The organism is Virgibacillus salexigens (genome assembly GCF_000723585.1).
Classification (GTDB): Bacteria; Bacillota; Bacilli; order Bacillales; family Amphibacillaceae; genus Virgibacillus; species Virgibacillus salexigens.
In genome coordinates this window covers 2,445,414-2,463,569 of the sequence record NZ_CCDP010000001.1, presented here as the reverse complement: position 1 = coordinate 2,463,569, position 18,156 = coordinate 2,445,414, and the positions used below count along the sequence as shown (strand labels likewise).

Annotated in this window: 18 protein-coding genes; 16 read left to right on the top strand and 2 right to left on the bottom strand. The window is 37.6% G+C overall.

The window, feature by feature from the left end:
• Nucleotide 1: 1 nt before the first annotated feature.
• The 7 genes from rsmB to spoVM all read left to right on the top strand — a co-directional run bounded on the left by rsmB (nucleotide 2) and on the right by spoVM (nucleotide 6,537).
• A complete protein-coding gene (rsmB, locus tag BN990_RS11845) occupies nucleotides 2-1,357 on the top strand; it encodes a 16S rRNA (cytosine(967)-C(5))-methyltransferase RsmB (protein ID WP_038244438.1) in 1,356 nt (451 codons plus the stop codon).
• 73 nt (nucleotides 1,358-1,430) lie between these two features.
• A complete protein-coding gene (locus tag BN990_RS11840) occupies nucleotides 1,431-2,192 on the top strand; it encodes a Stp1/IreP family PP2C-type Ser/Thr phosphatase (RefSeq protein ID WP_021291627.1) in 762 nt (253 codons plus the stop codon).
• Entirely contained in the window at nucleotides 2,186-4,219 is a 2,034-nt protein-coding gene (gene pknB / locus BN990_RS11835; RefSeq protein WP_038245226.1) for a Stk1 family PASTA domain-containing Ser/Thr kinase, read from the top strand. Before BN990_RS11840 ends, pknB begins: the two co-directional genes overlap by 7 nt.
• Nucleotides 4,220-5,101 (top strand): ribosome small subunit-dependent GTPase A, encoded by an 882-nt coding sequence (gene rsgA, locus BN990_RS11830; protein WP_038244422.1) that lies wholly within the window; start codon nucleotides 4,220-4,222, stop codon nucleotides 5,099-5,101.
• A gap of 2 nt (nucleotides 5,102-5,103) precedes the next feature.
• Nucleotides 5,104-5,760, top strand: a complete 657-nt coding sequence (rpe, locus tag BN990_RS11825) for a ribulose-phosphate 3-epimerase (protein ID WP_021291624.1) — start codon at nucleotides 5,104-5,106, stop codon at nucleotides 5,758-5,760.
• Nucleotides 5,761-5,769: 9 nt separating this feature from the next.
• Complete coding sequence (locus BN990_RS11820) at nucleotides 5,770-6,423, top strand: thiamine diphosphokinase (RefSeq protein ID WP_031335598.1); 654 nt, start codon at nucleotides 5,770-5,772, stop codon at nucleotides 6,421-6,423.
• A gap of 30 nt (nucleotides 6,424-6,453) precedes the next feature.
• On the top strand, nucleotides 6,454-6,537 hold the full coding sequence (gene spoVM, locus BN990_RS11815) for a stage V sporulation protein SpoVM (protein WP_021291622.1): 84 nt from the start codon (nucleotides 6,454-6,456) through the stop codon (nucleotides 6,535-6,537).
• 121 nt (nucleotides 6,538-6,658) lie between these two features.
• Here the strand turns inward: spoVM and rpmB are convergent, their stop codons facing one another.
• Nucleotides 6,659-6,847, bottom strand: a complete 189-nt coding sequence (gene rpmB, locus BN990_RS11810) for a 50S ribosomal protein L28 (RefSeq protein ID WP_021291621.1) — start codon at nucleotides 6,845-6,847, stop codon at nucleotides 6,659-6,661.
• A 268-nt stretch (nucleotides 6,848-7,115) separates the two neighbouring features.
• Here rpmB and BN990_RS11805 point away from each other — a divergent pair, with 268 nt between their 5' ends.
• Nucleotides 7,116-7,478 carry an Asp23/Gls24 family envelope stress response protein gene (locus tag BN990_RS11805; protein ID WP_021291620.1) on the top strand — a complete coding sequence of 121 codons (363 nt, stop codon included), beginning with the start codon at nucleotides 7,116-7,118 and terminating at the stop codon, nucleotides 7,476-7,478.
• Between the two features lie 111 nt (nucleotides 7,479-7,589).
• Nucleotides 7,590-9,251, top strand: a complete 1,662-nt coding sequence (locus BN990_RS11800) for a DAK2 domain-containing protein (RefSeq protein WP_038244419.1) — start codon at nucleotides 7,590-7,592, stop codon at nucleotides 9,249-9,251.
• A gap of 351 nt (nucleotides 9,252-9,602) precedes the next feature.
• Here the strand turns inward: BN990_RS11800 and BN990_RS11795 are convergent, their stop codons facing one another.
• Nucleotides 9,603-10,880, bottom strand: coding sequence for an NCS2 family permease (locus BN990_RS11795; protein ID WP_021291618.1), 1,278 nt, complete (start codon nucleotides 10,878-10,880; stop codon nucleotides 9,603-9,605).
• Between the two features lie 287 nt (nucleotides 10,881-11,167).
• Here BN990_RS11795 and sdaAB point away from each other — a divergent pair, with 287 nt between their 5' ends.
• The 7 genes from sdaAB to fabG all read left to right on the top strand — a co-directional run bounded on the left by sdaAB (nucleotide 11,168) and on the right by fabG (nucleotide 18,123).
• Complete coding sequence (sdaAB, locus tag BN990_RS11790; protein ID WP_038244418.1) at nucleotides 11,168-11,830, top strand: L-serine ammonia-lyase, iron-sulfur-dependent subunit beta; 663 nt, start codon at nucleotides 11,168-11,170, stop codon at nucleotides 11,828-11,830.
• A 26-nt stretch (nucleotides 11,831-11,856) separates the two neighbouring features.
• Nucleotides 11,857-12,732 carry an L-serine ammonia-lyase, iron-sulfur-dependent, subunit alpha gene (sdaAA, locus tag BN990_RS11785; protein ID WP_021291616.1) on the top strand — a complete coding sequence of 292 codons (876 nt, stop codon included), beginning with the start codon at nucleotides 11,857-11,859 and terminating at the stop codon, nucleotides 12,730-12,732.
• 23 nt (nucleotides 12,733-12,755) lie between these two features.
• Nucleotides 12,756-14,786, top strand: a complete 2,031-nt coding sequence (recG, locus tag BN990_RS11780) for an ATP-dependent DNA helicase RecG (RefSeq protein WP_038244415.1) — start codon at nucleotides 12,756-12,758, stop codon at nucleotides 14,784-14,786.
• A gap of 81 nt (nucleotides 14,787-14,867) precedes the next feature.
• Entirely contained in the window at nucleotides 14,868-15,440 is a 573-nt protein-coding gene (fapR, locus tag BN990_RS11775; protein WP_021291614.1) for a transcription factor FapR, read from the top strand.
• Entirely contained in the window at nucleotides 15,441-16,442 is a 1,002-nt protein-coding gene (gene plsX, locus BN990_RS11770; protein WP_021291613.1) for a phosphate acyltransferase PlsX, read from the top strand. It abuts the gene before it with no gap.
• Nucleotides 16,443-16,444: 2 nt separating this feature from the next.
• Nucleotides 16,445-17,383, top strand: a complete 939-nt coding sequence (gene fabD, locus BN990_RS11765; protein ID WP_038244412.1) for an ACP S-malonyltransferase — start codon at nucleotides 16,445-16,447, stop codon at nucleotides 17,381-17,383.
• The gene (gene fabG / locus BN990_RS11760; protein WP_021291611.1) at nucleotides 17,383-18,123 is read left to right on the top strand and encodes a 3-oxoacyl-[acyl-carrier-protein] reductase; all 741 of its coding nucleotides are present in this window, start codon (nucleotides 17,383-17,385) and stop codon (nucleotides 18,121-18,123) included. The genes fabD and fabG overlap by 1 nt, the downstream gene beginning before the upstream one ends.
• The last annotated feature ends 33 nt before the right edge of the window (nucleotides 18,124-18,156 follow it).

Below are 18,156 nucleotides of genomic sequence, written 5' to 3'. Positions count from 1 at the left end.
AATGCAAACAAATCAGTTAAGAAATTCAATTTTAGATGTGCTTATACGTATTGACAAAGACCAAGGGTTTAGCCATCTTGTTTTAAATGAGGAATTAAAGTCTGGAAGAATTCTTGCGAAAGATGAAGGTTTATTTACCGAAATCGTGTATGGGACGATACAACAAAAGATGACGTTGGACTTTTATTTAGAAGCATTCGTCAAACAAGGGAAAAAGGTACAGCCTTGGGTGAAAATGCTATTACGCATGTCGATATATCAGATGGTATACTTAGATCGGATTCCAGACCATGCAATCATACATGAAGCTGTAGAAATTGCTAAAACACGGGGGCATAAAGGAAGTGCTTCTTTTGTGAATGGAGTACTACGGTCGATTCAACGGAAAGGTGTACCTGAAACAAATCAAATTCAAGATAGGAATAAAAGAATAGCAATAACTACAAGTCACCCTATGTGGTTAGTCAATCGTTGGATTGATCAATATGGATTAGAGATTACCGAAGAAATGTGCAAGACCAACACGAAACACAAGCCAATAACCGTACGTGTTCAACCCTTAAAAGTAACCCGAGAGAAAGCCATACAGCAGTTGACTAGTGAAGGATTAGAAGTTGAACCATCACTCTTCTCACCTCAAGGTATAATTATCGTGGACGGAAATATCTTGAAGAGTAAATTATTTACAGAAGATTATGTTACTATACAGGATCAAACTTCCATGTTGGTTGCTGAGATTCTCCATCCTGAACAAAATATGAAAGTATTGGATGCATGCAGTGCGCCAGGCGGTAAAGCAACACATATTGCAGAAAAGATGCGCAATCATGGAGAAGTTTATGCACATGATCTCCATGCGAAAAAAGCAAAATTGGTTAAGGAAAAGGCAGATCAATTACACTTAACCAATATTCAAGCTTTAGCCTATGATGCTAGGAAATTACAAGAGTTGTATCCTGTTCATACGTTTGATCGTATTTTGATCGATGCTCCTTGTTCAGGATTAGGTGTGATTAGAGGGAAACCGGAAATTAAATATCATAAAACCGAAAATGACATTGAAAAATTGTCCTCTATTCAATTGGATATTCTAAATCATGTCTCTACATTATTAAAAGAAGAAGGAACTATGGTTTATAGTACGTGTACAACCGATAAACTAGAAAATGAAACCGTTGTAAGACGGTTTTTGGGCCAAAATGAATGCTGGCAAGTAGATAAAACGTTTTTTGATGAGTTGCCGGAACCATTACGTGGTTCAATTGGCATTAGTTCAGTTGGACTTCAGATTTTCCCTCATACATTTAATACAGATGGCTTTTTCCTTACAAGATTGAAGCGAAAAAGTAGTGAATAGACTTCTTTTATTACAAAGATTGTGTAATACTGTAAGTTAACAAGGTTATTGGATGAACAAAAGGGGTGAAATAATGAAAGCTCATTTTTTAACTGACCGGGGACTGGTTAGAACACATAACGAAGACTCTGGCGGGATTTTCTACAATACATCCGGCCAATTTTTAGCAGTAATAGCAGATGGAATGGGAGGACATCAGGCCGGAGATGTAGCAAGCCAGATGGCGACCTCTTTATTAGAAGAAAAATGGGAACAGAGTGGAAAATTACATACACCAGAAGCGACAGAAACGTGGATTAGCAATGTAATGATTGAAATAAATGCCTCCATTTTTCAGCATGCTCAAGAAAACGAAGAATGCCACGGAATGGGCACTACAATTGTTGTAGCTATTGTTATCGGAGATTTTATGACAATTGCACATATTGGTGATAGCAGATGTTATTTTTATACAGAAGAAGGTTTAAAGCAGGTTACTGAGGACCATTCTCTTGTCAATGCGCTTGTACAATCCGGCCAAATTTCAAAAGATGATGCAATAAGTCATCCACGAAAAAATGTGGTTTTAAGAGCATTAGGAACGGAAGAAGAAATTGATAGTGATGTTAAAACCCTAGGATTAGAAGAAGATGATAAACTCTTATTATGTACAGATGGCTTAACAGATAAAGTGCTTGATGAAGAATTATTTGAATTAATGCAAACAACAGATGGGTTATACGAAGCCGGTGAAAAAATGATAGCTCTAGCAAATGAACGTGGTGGAGAAGATAATATTTCCCTTATTCTATTTCAGTATACCGCTGCTGAGGAAGAAGGTGAATGGTTATGTTAAACGGCCATCTACTTAGTGATCGTTATCAAATTAAAGATACAATTGGTGGCGGAGGGATGGCGAATGTTTATTTAGCAAGAGATATAATCTTAGAAAGAGATGTTGCTATTAAAGCGCTGCGATTAGAGTATGCAAATGATGAGGAGTTTATTGCTCGTTTTGATCGAGAGGCTCATTCAGCAGCAAGTCTTTCCCATCCGAATATTGTTAACATATATGATGTAGGTGAAGAAGATAGTCTTCTCTACATGGTAATGGAATACGTAGATGGTATGACACTTAAGGAATACATACAAAAGAACGGTCCGTTAGATGTTCAGGAAGCACTGGACATTATGAAACAGATAGCGGCAGCAATTGCTCACGCTCATGCTAACGATTTAGTTCATCGTGACATTAAACCGCAAAATATCTTAATTGATGCATATGGTCAAGTAAAAGTAACTGATTTTGGTATTGCGATTGCTTTAAGTGCTACGGCATTAACACAAACAAATTCTATCCTCGGCTCGGTCCATTATTTATCACCTGAACAAGCCAGAGGAGGAATGGCTACGAAAAAATCTGATATATATTCAATTGGGATTGTACTATATGAGTTATTAACTGGGAGGCTGCCTTTTTCTGGGCAATCTGCCGTTTCGATTGCATTAAAACATTTACAGAGCGATACACCATCTGTTAGGAAATATAACCAGGATGTACCTCAGAGTGTGGAGAACATTGTATTAAAAGCAACTGCAAAGGATCCGTTCCATCGTTATGAGACAATTTATGATTTAGAAGAAGCACTGGAAGTCGCGTTGCATCCAGCGAAACTAAATGAGGAGGTATTTACACCTCCATCGGAAGCTGGTGAAGAAACAAAGGCTATTCCAATCATAACGGATGATGTCGGAGACAATGTAAATGATGGAGATACAATCATTCATCAGACCAATGGGCCAACCAAACCTTATAAAGAACCGGACAAGCCGACTTCAAATAAGAAAGCAAAAAAACAAAAGAAGAAGAAAGACAAAAAGGCAAAAAAGCAACAAAGGAAAAAAAAGAAATGGGTAATTCCAGTCATTGTACTGCTATTATTAGTAGCAACTGCTGTTACCTTATTTGCGTTTCCTGATTTATTTCAGCCAAAAGATGTAACTATTCCCGATGTAACGGATAACTCATATACGGATGCAGTTAGCGAATTAGAGGAACTAGGACTGGTTGTTAACCGCGAAGAAGTATTCTCGGAAGATATAGAAGAAGGCAATGTAGTTAGAACGAGTCCTGAAGCTAGCAGTACAGTAAAAGAGGGGTCGAATATTACCGTATTTATTAGTAAAGGAAAAGAAAAAGTAACGTTTGAGAATTATGAAGGAAAGGATTTTGATCAAGTAAAAAGACTCTTGGAAGATGAAGGATATGAAGTTCTAGATCCATATGAAGAAAATTCGGATCAACCTGTTGGTGAAATTATCAATCAGATTCAACCTACAGCAGATAGTGAAGTAGTCCCAAGCGAAACAAAAGTTATATTTCGTGTGAGTAGTGGACCGAAGACCATTAATTTAAATAATCTTAAAGGAATGACTGAGGCAGAGGCAAGAGATTATTTAGAAAGCAATAATTTAACTATGGAAGTTGTAGAGGAAAATTCGGAAACGACACCGGAAGGGGAAATTATTCGTCAAGATCCAGGTACGAACACGGAGTTAGAAGAAGGTCAGTCAGTAACTGTTTATATTTCTACAGGACCAGAGAAAAAGCCTCCAGTTTCACATACAGTCACATTTACTGTACCTTATAACCCAGATACATCAGGAGAAATAGATGAAGAACCAATCGAACAAACGGTCCAAATTTATATTGATGATATGGAACATGATATATCAGAAGTATATAAAGAAGATACAATTACTGAAGATACAGAGTATGAATTTACATTGACAATTGCTCCGGATAGTAAAGCAGAATATATTATAAAGCGCGATGACGATACGATATCAGAGAAAACAGTAACTTATGAAGAAGGTGAATAAATGGCAACAGGCAGAATTAAAAAGGCTTTGAGCGGATTTTATTATGTTGAATCAAAAGAAGGCGAAACATATCAGTGTAAAGGCAGGGGGGTATTCCGTAAAAGGAATATTACCCCACTTGTCGGTGATATGGTGACCTTTGATATTAGCGGACAACATGAAGGATATATTGTAGAAATACATCCACGAGAAAATGAACTGGTTAGACCGCCGATTGCCAATATAACTCAGGCTATTATTGTCTGTTCTGCAATGAAGCCAGCCTTTAATACGACCTTGCTTGATCGGTTTCTTGTATTAGTGGAATCAAAGGATATTCAACCGGTTATTTTTCTAACCAAAATGGATATTGCAGGTCAAGAAGAAGCAAATCTTGTCTCTTATCAACGTGACTATGAAAATATCGGCTATCAGGTGGAGATGCTTTCTGTAGAGAATATCGAAACACTTTCCGTTGTTGAAAGTTATTTTAAAGATAACATTACTGTAATTGCGGGACAGTCTGGTGTGGGCAAATCTTCATTATTAAATGCTATTGATCCGTCTTTATTATTAAAAACAGGAGAAATTTCCGATAGTTTGGGTAGAGGGAAGCACACTACTAGACATGTTGAATTAATTTCACTGTATGGAGGGTTGGTAGCAGATACCCCTGGATTTAGTTCTTTAGACTTTCAAGATATATCATTAGAAGAATTGGCAGATTGTTTTCCTGAAATAAGAGAGAGAAGGCAAGGTTGTAAATTTCGAGGATGTATGCATCATAAAGAGCCCAAATGTGCTGTGAAAGCAGCGGTAGAAGAAGGCGAAATTCCCAGCTATCGCTATGACCATTATTTACGTTTTTTCGAAGAAATACAAACAAGAAAGCCGAGGTATTAGTAATGACAAAAATTGCACCATCTATTTTATCAGCGGATTTCGCAAAGCTTGGTAAAGAGATCAACGACGTAGAATTGGGAGGAGCAGATTATATACATGTAGATGTGATGGATGGTCGTTTCGTACCGAATATCACTCTTGGTCCATTAGTGGTAGAAGCAATTCGTCCAACAACGAAGCTACCGCTAGATGTCCATTTAATGATTGAAGATCCAGATCGTTATATTGAGGAATTTGCAAAGGCAGGAGCAGATATTATTACCGTACATCAAGAGGTAAGCCCTCATCTACATCGAACCATTCAATTAATCAAGGATCAACAAGTAAGAGCCGGTGTAGTAATTAACCCAGCCACCCCAGCTGAATTATTATTACCAGTTTTAAGTGATATTGACATGGTATTAATTATGACTGTAAATCCAGGGTTTGGTGGGCAGTCATTTATCGAAAATACGGTTAAAAAGATTAGACAAGTTGCCCAATGGCGTAAAGAACAAGGACTTGAATTTGAAATTGAAGTGGATGGTGGAATTAAAGCATCTACTGCTAAATTATGTTCCGATGCGGGTGCTGATGTACTAGTAGCAGGGAGTGCCATCTTTTCTCAGCAAAATCGTCGACAAGCGATTGAAGATATTAAAGCGGCATTAAAGGAGTAAGTATTGAAAGTGAAAACTATTGCTATAATTGGAAATGGTCCAGAGTGGTACCCTGATTTTTCTAGCTTACGGAACACCGTTGACTTTTGGATAGGTGCTGATCGTGGGGCATTATCAGTCATTAAACATCGGTTACAACTGGAATATGCAGTTGGTGACTTTGATTCCACAACAGATGAAGAGAAAGCAACAATCATTTCCTATGCCAATTATTTTAACGAATATCCGTCTGACAAAGATGAAACAGACTTAGAGATTGCATTGAATAAAGCGTTCGAGCTAGAACCTGATATCATTTATTTAATTGGTGTTACTGGTGGAAGGATGGATCATGAGCTCATTAATATTCAATTACTATATGAAATCGCTCGTAAAGGTATAAAAGGGATCATTCTGGATAAAACAAATTATATTGAATTAACATTTGCTGGAGAATATTCTATCGAATATGACGATACCTATCCCAACATCTCGTTTGTTCCGTTTTCGCACGAAGTTAAAGGGCTTACCTTATCAAATTTCTATTATCCATTGATGGATGCGACCGTTACATGGGGGTCCACACTTTGCATATCAAACAAGCTTATTGGAAATAGTGGTACTTTTTCGTACAACGAAGGCATACTATTATTAATAAAGAGTCGTGATACGATTCCTAGATAGCTTTGTTTGTTAAAAGAGGAGGGCGAACTCATGAAATTTTATACGATTAAGCTCCCAAGATTTATCGGTGGATTTGTCAGAGTTATTATTGGTACCTTCAAGAAAGAGAAGTAAAATTGAATTTGCTTTTGTCAGATGACAGAAGCTTATTTTTTTCTTAATGCATAGAAACAAGCACCTTTTATTCAAAAGGTGCTTGTTTCATAACTAATGTGATAAGTGGTATTTTCGTATATTAAACGCGCTCTACTTTTCCTGACTTTAAGGCACGTGCAGAAACATAAACTTTTTTCGGTTTACCATCTACCATAATACGTACTTTTTGTACATTAGCTTTCCATTTACGCTTATTGGAATTCATAGCGTGAGAGCGTTGGTTTCCACTGCGAGTTTGACGTCCAGTTACAACACATTTTCTGGCCATGTTATCCCTCCTACTTTTCCATGTAATTGCATTTTCATACTTATACAATTTACCATAACTCCTGTTAGAATGCAATGAATCTTTTTCTACTCAATCCATGAGAATAACATTATTTCACATATCAAGAGAAAAGCCTTGACAGATTAACGTAAATCGTACATTGTTAAAGGGGTATTTTTTATATACGTTTATCTTTACTTTTAAAATGGTTCTGCATGTAGTAGAATGTTTTTAGGTAATGTGAGCAGGTATTATAAGGAGGATTCATATGTCCATTGAACTTCATACAAATGATGGTCAAGTAACAATAACGAATGAGGTTATTGCCACAATCGCCGGCGGTGCGGCAGTTGAGTGCTATGGTATAGTAGGGATGGCATCTAAAAGTCAAATTAGAGATGGAATTGCTGAAATATTAAAGAAAGAAAATTATTCCAAAGGAGTAATTGTACGTCAAGAAGACAATAACTTACATATTGACATGTATATTATTGTAAGTTATGGAACAAAAATATCTGAAATTGCGCATAATGTTCAATCGCAAGTAAAATATACGTTAAGTCAATCATTAGGATTAGAAATTGACTCTGTTAATATTTATATTCAAGGAGTTCGCGTTTCACAAGAGTAAGTTACCGAAAGAATCGCACTAGTATTCATTTTAACCGTATGGAGTGTCGGCTCTGACGTTTGTTATAAATTAGTCGTGAAAGCTCTTGTTTATAGAGGAGGAAATATAAAAGTGAGTTTACAGAAGATTGATGGCTCGGATCTGACCCAAATGTTCCTGTCCGGAGCACATCATTTATCAAATAATGCAAAAAACATTGATGCTTTAAATGTATTCCCTGTTCCGGATGGTGATACAGGAACAAATATGAATTTGACGATTACATCTGGTGCAAATGAGGTTAAGCAAATTAACAGCACCAATGCTTCCGTTGTGGCTGAGGCATTCGCGAAAGGATTATTGATGGGAGCTAGAGGCAACTCTGGAGTGATTTTATCCCAAATTTTTCGCGGATTTTCAAAAGGGTTAGAAAAAAAAGAAGCGGTTACATCAGACGAACTTGCTAAGGCGTTTGAAAGCGGGGTATCTACTGCTTATAATGCTGTAATGAAGCCTGTTGAAGGAACGATCTTAACAGTGGCAAAGGATTCAGGTAATCAAGCTGTTGCCATTGCCAAGAAAGAAAAGGATATTATCCAGTTAATGGATCAAATTGTAGTTGAAGCGAAAGCATCTCTAAAACGGACACCTGATCTGCTTCCTGTATTAAAGGAAGTTGGCGTTGTTGATTCTGGTGGCCAAGGTTTGGTAACTATATATGAAGGGTTTTTAGCTGCACTAAAAGGTGAAGAACTTACAGAGGATAATTCGAACATTGATATGGATGAAATGATTAATGCGGAACATCATAAAGTCACACAAGATTTCATGGATACCTCTGATATAGAATATGGGTACTGTACAGAATTCATGGTTAAATTTGAAGATGAAAAATTAGCGGAGCACCCTTTTGATGAAACTACTTTCCGTAACGAACTTAGTGAACATGGAGATTCCCTATTGGTAGTTTCAGATGATGAACTTGTAAAAGTCCACATCCATGCCGAATACCCTGGGGACTGTCTAACGATGGGACAACGGTATGGAAGCCTAGTCAATATGAAAATCGAAAATATGCGTGAACAGCACACCGCTCTTGTCGGAAATAAAGATAAATCACAAGTATCAACAGAAAAAGGAAATTATGCAATTGTGACAGTTGCTATGGGCAAAGGATTGAAAGAGCTTTTAGAAAGTCTTGGAGCGTCTGTCGTAATTGAAGGTGGACAAACCATGAATCCAAGTACTCAAGATATTACAGATGCAATCCAACAAGCCAATGCAAAAAATGTACTCATCTTGCCAAACAATAAGAACATTTTAATGGCTGCTGACCAGGCAGCTGAATTAGCTGATGAAAATGTACGAGTTGTACCTACAAAGACTATCCCTCAAGGTATTAGTGCAATGCTTTCTTTCCATCCTGATGCAAATCTAGATACTAATCAGCAAGCAATGGATGAAGCTCGAAAACAGGTTAAGACTGGTCAGGTTACTTATGCAGTTCGAGATACACAGATAGATGGAATTACCATTGAAAACGGTAATTTTATGGGGATTGAAGATGGAAAAATTATTGCTACAGACCCAGATAAACTAGAAACAGTGAAGTTACTACTTAATAAGATGATTTCCGAGGAAGACGAGATATTAACAATTCTTCAAGGGGAAGACGTTGAAGATAAGGAAGTTCAAATATTAGTTGAATATATTGAAGAAACCTATGAAGATATAGAGATTGAAGTACACAATGGCAATCAGCCGATATATTCTTATATTTTTTCTGTAGAGTGAATGACAAGACTGGCGAAACGCTTTCGCCAGTCTTGTTTTTAGTTATTTTCTGAAACTTAATTTATTAGAACGCTTAAGTGTTGGGGCTGAGTTGTTTCGATCATGGAACAGGCGATGAAGACAGTGATTGTCGAAATATAACATTTTAGGACTAATTAAGGAGCGAAGGCACCTTCCACTTTGCACTGGAACGAGTGAGCGGAGCCGAAATCACCTAACGTAGGCTTTACAAAGAATGCGCTTATCCATGGGAAAGAGAATGATTTGTACTCCTAATAGCAAGAAAAAAGCTTGTAGCAAAACAACTGTGTGTTCTCTACAAGCTGAAATCGCCCAAATAAACGGCAATTTTCATATTCCGATAATCTTCATGATGAAATCAAATAGGAATAAACCAGATATAACAACTAATGCTGTTGATAATTCGCGTTGTTTTCCAATCGCAAATTTCACGATAGGGTATGCAATAAATCCAAATGCCATACCGTCAGCAATGCTATACGTGAAAGGGATCATGACAACAATTAAAAAAGCTGGAAGAGCTTCTGATAGATCATCTAAAGGTAAGTGACGGATATTTTGCACCATTAGAAAGCCAACAATAATTAGAATTGGGCTGATTGCAGTATTGGGAATCATTGTAATCCAAGGTATAATGAATAATGTTCCTAAAAACAATACTCCTGCAATCACAGCTGTTTTTCCAGTTTTCCCTTTGGAAGCAATCACAGCAGCATTTTCAGCAGCTGATACAGTTGGTGAAGTGCCGAAGAATGCGCAAGTAATTGTTGAAAATGCGGTGACTTGATATGCTCGTTTATAGCTTTTATCACGTTGCAACATGTCAAGCTGTCCATGTAATAGACCCATGTTTTCGAAAATTAGGATCATCGCCAATGGAAATACCGCAAGCCAAAAAGAGAGCTCATTAATCGCTGAAAAGGAAGGAAGAAACAGCAGCTCATCCCAAGTAATTGATAGAGCTTTATTTCCAGTTTCAATAATACCTGCAATGGATGCAAGGATCGTACCTGCTATCATTGTTAGCAAAAAGTTAGCTGGGATATTCTTTACAAATAAGAAAATGGCAAGGAACAATGTTAATAAACTAACAATTACGGTTGGAGAAGTAAAGTCTCCAATTGCAACGATGGTATTCGTGCCACTCTTAACTAATCCGCTTTTTTCTAAACCAATTAAGATAAGAAAAAAACCTAAGCCAACTGTAATTGCATGCTTTAAAGAGCTAGGAATAGCGTCTTTTAAGATCACACCTAATTTAGTAAATGCCGTTATTAGAAAGATAACAGCAGCAATTAGAATGACGGCTAAGCCTTCCTGAAATGATAGGTTTGTTCCTTGTACAATGGAGTACGCAAATAAAGCGTTGATTCCCATTCCTGGTATAAGAATTAACGGAAGCTTCCCTACGATTCCCATGATTAAAGTGCCAACAAAGCTTGCAAGAATGGTTGCGATCATGCCGCTTTCAATGGAAATACCTGCCTCACTAAGAATTGATCCATTAACAACAATGATATACATTGTTGTTAAATAACCAATAATACCAGCAATCAATTCTTGCTTTAAGTTTGATTGCAGATGATCTTGGTGTTTACTATCAGGCATATTAACTCCTCATTAAATTCCTGTCCCTCTCCCACCCGATTATAAACGTATAATCCACAAATTAATATTATAGCTTTTTTATTAAACTTCGTCAATTTCCCTTATACTGAAGTGGAATTGCAACCCACGCATACAATTTCATTCGTTTATAATAATAACGAAAATGATTATTAATCGTTTTTTTGTTATAATTTAAAGAGGGAATATATCATATAACGAAATTTTAGTTGCAGTTTTTAAATGTTCCCAGTAAGTTGATTAAACGTGTAAATGGGCGGTGGTTAATAATGAAATATAATTCAGTTTTTGATATTATTGGTCCGGTAATGATTGGGCCTTCTAGTTCACATACAGCCGGAGCAGCTAGAATTGGAAAGGCTGCAAGATCTCTATTTGGAAAAGAACCAACATGGGCAAAAATTCATTTATATGAATCCTTTTCCAAAACATATAAGGGTCACGGTACCGATTTCGCATTAGCTGGTGGCCTTTTAGGTTTTGATACAGATGATCCACGTATGAAAGATGCCCTGGAGCTAGCAAAAGAGCAGAATCTTAAGATTGAATTTATTGAGGATAGCGCTGCAGTTGATCATCCTAATACAGCTCGTATTATAGTTGGAAATGACACAGAATCTCTTGAGTTAGTAGGAATATCCATAGGTGGTGGAAAGGTAGAAATTACAGAACTAAATGGATTTGAACTACGTTTATCTGGAAATCATCCAGCTATATTAATTATGCACAACGACCGATTTGGAGCAATCGCTTCGGTAACAACGATCCTAGCTAAGTATCAAATTAATATTGGTCATATGGAAGTTAATCGGAAAGACGTAGGAAAAGAAGCACTCATGGTAATTGAAGTTGATCAGAACATTGATGATTCGATATTGAAAGAATTGGATAATGCAGATCATATTATACAAATCTCAAAAATTGTCAGCTAGATTTTAACAGGAAAGGTGGGAATCTTATGTTTCGTACGGTAAAGGAATTAGTGGAATTTGCAGAGAAAGATAGCATTTCGATCTCTGAGGTAATGATTCGCCAGGAAATGGAAGTAAAGGAAAAGACACGTGAGCAGTTATTTGAAGAGATGGAAACGAATCTACAAGTAATGGAAAATGCAATTGAAGATGCGTTAAAGGGAGTTGAATCAGTAACAGGTTTAACCGGTGGAGACGCCGTCTTAATTCAAAATTATATGAAAGAAAAAACCCCGTTGTCTGGTAACTTATTGATGGATGCAGTTAGTAAAGCAATGGGAACAAATGAAGTTAATGCCGCGATGGGAACAATTTGTGCCACTCCGACAGCTGGAAGCGCAGGCTGTGTACCTGGGACACTATTTGCGGTTAAAAACCAACTTCATCCATCAAGAGAACAAATGATACGTTATTTATTTACAGCAGGCGCTTTTGGGTTTGTGGTTGCTAATAATTCATTTATCTCTGGTGCAGCAGGTGGGTGTCAGGCAGAGGTAGGTTCAGCAGGAGCGATGGCATCTGCTGCTATTGTTGAAATGGCTGGAGGTACTCCGCAGCAATCTGCTGAGGCTTTCGCAATGACATTAAAGAATATGCTTGGTCTTGTTTGTGACCCTGTTGCTGGATTAGTGGAGGTTCCTTGTGTAAAACGAAATGCAGGTGGTTCATCATTAGCTATAGTTTCAGCAGATATGGCATTAGCAGGTGTTACTAGCAGAATACCATGTGATGAAGTTATCGGTGCTATGTATCGTATTGGTAAGCAAATGCCTTCAAGCTTACGTGAAACTGGCGAGGGTGGACTAGCAGATACCCCAACCGGACGTTTTCTAAAGGATAAATTATTCGGAATAACAAGTTAGAAGAGTGGAAAAGAGTGATTGTCATGCTACTAGATCCCGTAACAAATGTAAAAGGAATCGGAGGGAAATTCGCAGAAAATCTTGCATTATTGAATATTTATTCGGTTGAAGATTTATTAAACTATTTCCCCTACCGATACGATACATTTGAAATAAGACCACTTAGTGAGTTGGTTCATGAAGATAAAGTTACGATTGAGGGAAGGGTGATTCATGATCCTTCTCTTACTTTTTATGGAAAGAAGAAATCAAGACTCGTTTTTACTGTTGAAGTAGAAGGAGTTGCAGTTAAAGCTGTAATGTTTAATCGGGCATTCGCCAAAAAGCAATTAAAACAAGGTGATACGGTGACGTTAACAGGAAAATGGGATGCACACCGATTGCAAATTACGGTTAGCAATTATAAAAAGGGGCCAGCAAGTCAACAAGCGGAAATTCAGCCCTTCTATTCCTTGAAAGGTGATATTTCTAATATTAAATTAAAAAAGGCAATTCAACAAGCTCTCTCTTCGTATGCCGATCGCATACAAGAAATTTTACCAGAAACCTATTTAATAAACTATAAGCTGCCATTAAGGAAAGATGCGTATCAGTCCATGCATTTTCCTTTAAATCGTGTTGATTTAAAACATGCTAGGCGCCGATTTATATACGAGGAATTTTTATTGTTTCAATTAAAAATGCAATTATTACGGAAATTAAAACGTGAGGCGACGACAGGAAATGCACAGCAATATAAATCGGATCTTGTTCAGGACTTTATAAAAGGTTTTCCCTTTACACTAACTGCTGCCCAACAAAAATCGCTAAACCAAATACTTGCTGATATGAAATCCTCGTATCGAATGAATCGCCTGTTACAGGGGGATGTAGGTTCAGGGAAAACAGCGGTAGCTGCCATCTGTTTATATGCTTCGATTACAGCCGGAAAGCAAGGTGCCCTCATGGTGCCGACTGAGATTTTAGCTGAACAGCACTTTCACTCATTAGTGGAACTGTTTAAAGATAAAGCGAAAATTACATTACTCACAGGTTCAGTAAAAGGGAAAAAGAGAAGAGAAATTACTGAACAAATTAGAGAGCATCAAATACATATTGTTGTCGGAACACATGCATTAATTCAAGAGGATGTCGTTTTTAATGACCTTGGATTTGTTATTGTGGATGAGCAGCATCGCTTTGGTGTAAAACAAAGGCGAGCACTACGTGAAAAAGGGCTGTTTCCAGATGTGTTATTTATGACAGCTACGCCAATACCCAGGACTTTGGCGATTACTTCATTTGGTGATATGGATGTATCGGTGATTGATCAAATGCCTCAAGGACGAAAGGAAATAGAAACATATTGGGTGAAAGAAAATACATTAGATCGTGTGCTGCAGTTCATCGAAAATCAAGTTGCGAAGGGAGAACAGGCTTATGTAATTTGTCCACTTATCGAAGAGTCTGATAAATTAGATATTCAAAATGCTGTCGACGTTTTCCATCAATTACATAGTTTCTATTCAGAAGAAGTGAAAATTGGATTAATGCATGGAAAATTATCGACCGACGAAAAAGATGCGGTTATGAAAGAGTTTGCTGAGAATAAAGTACAAATCCTTGTTTCGACAACGGTTGTTGAAGTTGGGGTGAACGTTCCAAATGCAACTGTAATGGTTATTTATGATGCGGAACGATTCGGGCTATCACAATTACATCAATTACGCGGACGAGTTGGTAGAGGAGCTAAGCAGAGCTATTGTATATTAATTGCTGATCCTAAGGGGGAAACAGGAAAAGAGCGAATGCGGATTATGGCGGAGACTACTGACGGATTTGCCTTATCGGAACAGGACCTGCAATTACGAGGTCCAGGGGATTTTTTCGGGAGAAAGCAAAGTGGTGTTCCAGAGTTTAAGGTTGCTGATATGGTCCATGATTATCGAGCTTTAGAGACGGCTAGGAATGATGCTCAATGGATTATTGAAAACAATTTACTCGATAAGCCAGAGTACCAGTATCTTCAGCGCTATGTAGAAAATAATGCTGCTTTTAAAGAAAAGTTAGACTAAAGAAATATTTGCATAAACAGAAAAGGTATTATATATTACTATTAGGACCAAGTCATAAATAATGATATGGACGGTGCAAGAATGAAGCGACCAAAGGCTGATCGGCAACGATTATTAAAAGATACAATAGAACAAACCCCATTTATAACGGATGAAGAATTAGCGAAGAAATTTGAGGTTAGTATTCAAACCATACGTTTGGACCGAATGGAACTGTCTATTCCAGAATTACGACAACGCATAAAGTCAGTTGCGACGGATCAGTGGAATGAAACGGTAAAAGCATTACCATTGGAAGAAGTTATTGGTGAAGTCATAGATCTTGAATTGGATAGCCGTGCTATTTCTATCTTAGATATTGGATCGGAGCATGTATTTTCTCGTAATAAGATTGCGCGTGGTCACCATTTATTTGCGCAAGCAAATTCATTAGCAGTAGCTGTAATAAACGATGAATTAGCATTGACGGCTAAATCTGAACTGAAATTCACGAGACAAGTAAATGAAGGAGAACGTGTTATTGCTAAGGCTACCGTAGAAGGAAAAGCGAAAGGTTTAACACTTGTTCAAGTGCAAAGTTTTGTAGAGAATGAAATGGTGTTTACAGGCAATTTTCATATGTATCAATCCAACGAGCATAAAGGAGAACACTAAATGAAAATAGCAATAGATGCAATGGGAGGCGATCATGCTCCAAAAGCAGCCGTTTTGGGTGCCATGGAGGCGGTCTCCCAGATTGAAGCATTAGAAATTACGTTAATCGGTGATGAAGAACAAATTAATCAGTACCTAACAAATGCAACAAATATCCATGTCTTACATACCAAAGAAGTAATTACTTCAGAAGATGAGCCTGTGCGCGCTGTTCGCAGGAAAAAAAATGCTTCCCTTGTATTAATGGCTCACGAAGTTAAAGAGGGTAACGCAGATGCTTGTATCTCAGCAGGAAATACAGGAGCGTTAATGAGTGCTGGCCTATTTGTTGTGGGAAGAATTAACGGTATCGATCGTCCAGCTTTAAGTCCAACTTTACCAACGATTGATGGACAAGGTTTCCTACTGTTGGATGTCGGGGCAAACGTTGACGCAAAGCCTAACCACTTACTTCAATATGCAATAATGGGATCCATTTATGCTGAAAAGGTTAGGGGGATTAAACATCCAAGAATAGGCTTATTAAATGTTGGTACCGAGAATGGTAAAGGAAATGATCTTACCAAAAGAACTTTTCAGCTATTACAAGATGCCCCTCTCCATTTTGTCGGAAATGTAGAAGCAAGAGATGTCTTAGCAAATGTTGCGGATGTCGTCGTGACAGATGGTTTTACAGGAAATATAGCTTTAAAAACAATTGAAGGTACAGCTGAATCCATGTTTTCTATGATAAAGGACACATTTATGACATCAACGAAAACAAAGATTGCCGCAGGATTAATGAAAAACGATCTAAAAGCTCTGAAAGGTAAGTTGGACTACTCGGAGTATGGGGGTGCTGGCCTTTTTGGTCTGGCTGCTCCTGTAGTTAAAGCACACGGATCCTCTGATCAACGAGCTATCCTGAATGCAATTAAACAAACTTGTCATATGGTTAATAACCATATAACAGATACAATTAAGCAAACAGTGGAGACAATGGAATTGGATAAGGAGGATTAATCATGAAAAAAGTAGCTTTCATGTTTCCCGGACAAGGGTCTCAAGAAGTAGGAATGGGAAAAGAGTTATATGAAACATATCCAGATATGAAACAGCTATTTGAAGAGGCAGATCGTACGCTTAATACAGATTTAACCAAAATAATGTTTGAGGGGCCGAAGGAAAGATTAACAGAAACAGAGAATGCCCAACCTGCTTTACTTTTAATGAGTGTAGCACTCCACACACTTTTGTTAAAACATGAGGTACAACCAGTTATGACCGTTGGACATAGCTTAGGGGAATATAGTGCATTAGTAGCCGCAGGTGCTATCTCATTAGAAGAGGCACTTCCGTTAGTATCAACACGTGGTAAGCTAATGGAACAAGCTTTCCCAAAAGGACAAGGGACAATGGCGGCTGTATTGGGATTAGATGTCGAAACTATTCAAGCAGGATTAGACGAAATAGATGATGAGATTGTAGATCTTGCAAATTTAAATTGTCCTGGACAAATCGTTATTTCTGGATCTGTTAAAGGAATAGAACAAGCTACAACTATACTAAAATCTAAAGGTGCAAAACGGGTCATGCCATTAAATGTTAGTGGGCCATTCCACTCTCGTCTAATGAAGGCTGCAAATGAATCATTCGCTAATTATTTAAATGAAGTGTCGATTAAAGATGCAACCATACCGGTATATGCAAATGTTTCAGCTTCACCTGTTCGCGAAAGTAATGAAATCAAGAATTTATTAATTAAGCAGCTTTATTCGCCAGTTCGTTTTGAAGAATCGATAATGAATATGATGGACCATGACATGGATGCATTTGTAGAAGTCGGAAATGGTAAAGTATTGAGTGGTTTGGTTAGGAAAATAAATAGAAGAACAAAAACATTTGCGGTCCAAGATACAGCGTCTTTAGAAGAATTCATAGCTTGGTATAGGGAGGATATTTAATGCTTAACGGGAAAAATGCGCTAGTAACAGGAGCTTCACGTGGTATTGGTCGTGCAATTGCATTAGAATTAGCAAAGCAAGGTGCAAATGTTGCCATTAATTATTCTGGGAATGAGGCGAAAGCCCAAGCAGTAGCTGAAGAAATTAAACAAATGGGAAGAGAAGCATTCATTGTACAGGCTGATGTTGCAAGTGAAACAAGTGTAAAAGATATGATGAAAGAAGTAGTATCTCAGTTTGGATCATTAGATATACTTGTTAATAATGCTGGAATTACGAGAGACAATTTATTAATGAGAATGAAAGAAACTGAATTTGATGAAGTTATAAATACCAACTTAAAAGGCGTATTTGTTTGTACAAAGGCTGTTACCAGACAAATGATGAAACAACGATCTGGGAAAATTGTGAATGTAGCTTCCATTGTAGGTATTAGCGGCAACCCTGGACAAGCAAATTATGTTGCTGCAAAAGCAGGAGTAATTGGGCTAACAAAAACAACTGCGAAAGAGCTAGCTTCCAGAAATATCCATGTTAATGCAGTTGCGCCTGGGTTTATTTCGACAGATATGACGGACGCTCTTACAGAAGAACAACATAATCAGATGTTGCAGATGATACCTTTGGAAAAACTAGGGGAACCAGAAGATGTTGCTAAAGTCGTCCGCTTCTTAGCAAGTGATGATGCTAATTATATTACCGGTCAAACGATTCATATCGATGGCGGCATGGTTATGTAATCATCCATTTACTAATTGAAAGGAGGTGAAATG

Coding starts and splice junctions, on each gene's coding strand:
- BN990_RS11795 (WP_021291618.1), bottom strand. CDS start 10,880: ATGCCTGATAGTAAACACCAAGATCATCTGCAATCAAACTTAAAGCAA.
- sdaAB (WP_038244418.1), top strand. CDS start 11,168: ATGAAATATAATTCAGTTTTTGATATTATTGGTCCGGTAATGATTGGG.
- fabD (WP_038244412.1), top strand. CDS start 16,445: ATGAAAAAAGTAGCTTTCATGTTTCCCGGACAAGGGTCTCAAGAAGTA.
- spoVM (WP_021291622.1), top strand. CDS start 6,454: ATGAAATTTTATACGATTAAGCTCCCAAGATTTATCGGTGGATTTGTC.
- plsX (WP_021291613.1), top strand. CDS start 15,441: ATGAAAATAGCAATAGATGCAATGGGAGGCGATCATGCTCCAAAAGCA.
- BN990_RS11805 (WP_021291620.1), top strand. CDS start 7,116: ATGTCCATTGAACTTCATACAAATGATGGTCAAGTAACAATAACGAAT.
- rsgA (WP_038244422.1), top strand. CDS start 4,220: ATGGCAACAGGCAGAATTAAAAAGGCTTTGAGCGGATTTTATTATGTT.
- sdaAA (WP_021291616.1), top strand. CDS start 11,857: ATGTTTCGTACGGTAAAGGAATTAGTGGAATTTGCAGAGAAAGATAGC.
- recG (WP_038244415.1), top strand. CDS start 12,756: ATGCTACTAGATCCCGTAACAAATGTAAAAGGAATCGGAGGGAAATTC.
- fapR (WP_021291614.1), top strand. CDS start 14,868: ATGAAGCGACCAAAGGCTGATCGGCAACGATTATTAAAAGATACAATA.
- rpmB (WP_021291621.1), bottom strand. CDS start 6,847: ATGGCCAGAAAATGTGTTGTAACTGGACGTCAAACTCGCAGTGGAAAC.
- pknB (WP_038245226.1), top strand. CDS start 2,186: ATGTTAAACGGCCATCTACTTAGTGATCGTTATCAAATTAAAGATACA.
- BN990_RS11840 (WP_021291627.1), top strand. CDS start 1,431: ATGAAAGCTCATTTTTTAACTGACCGGGGACTGGTTAGAACACATAAC.
- fabG (WP_021291611.1), top strand. CDS start 17,383: ATGCTTAACGGGAAAAATGCGCTAGTAACAGGAGCTTCACGTGGTATT.
- rpe (WP_021291624.1), top strand. CDS start 5,104: ATGACAAAAATTGCACCATCTATTTTATCAGCGGATTTCGCAAAGCTT.
- rsmB (WP_038244438.1), top strand. CDS start 2: ATGCAAACAAATCAGTTAAGAAATTCAATTTTAGATGTGCTTATACGT.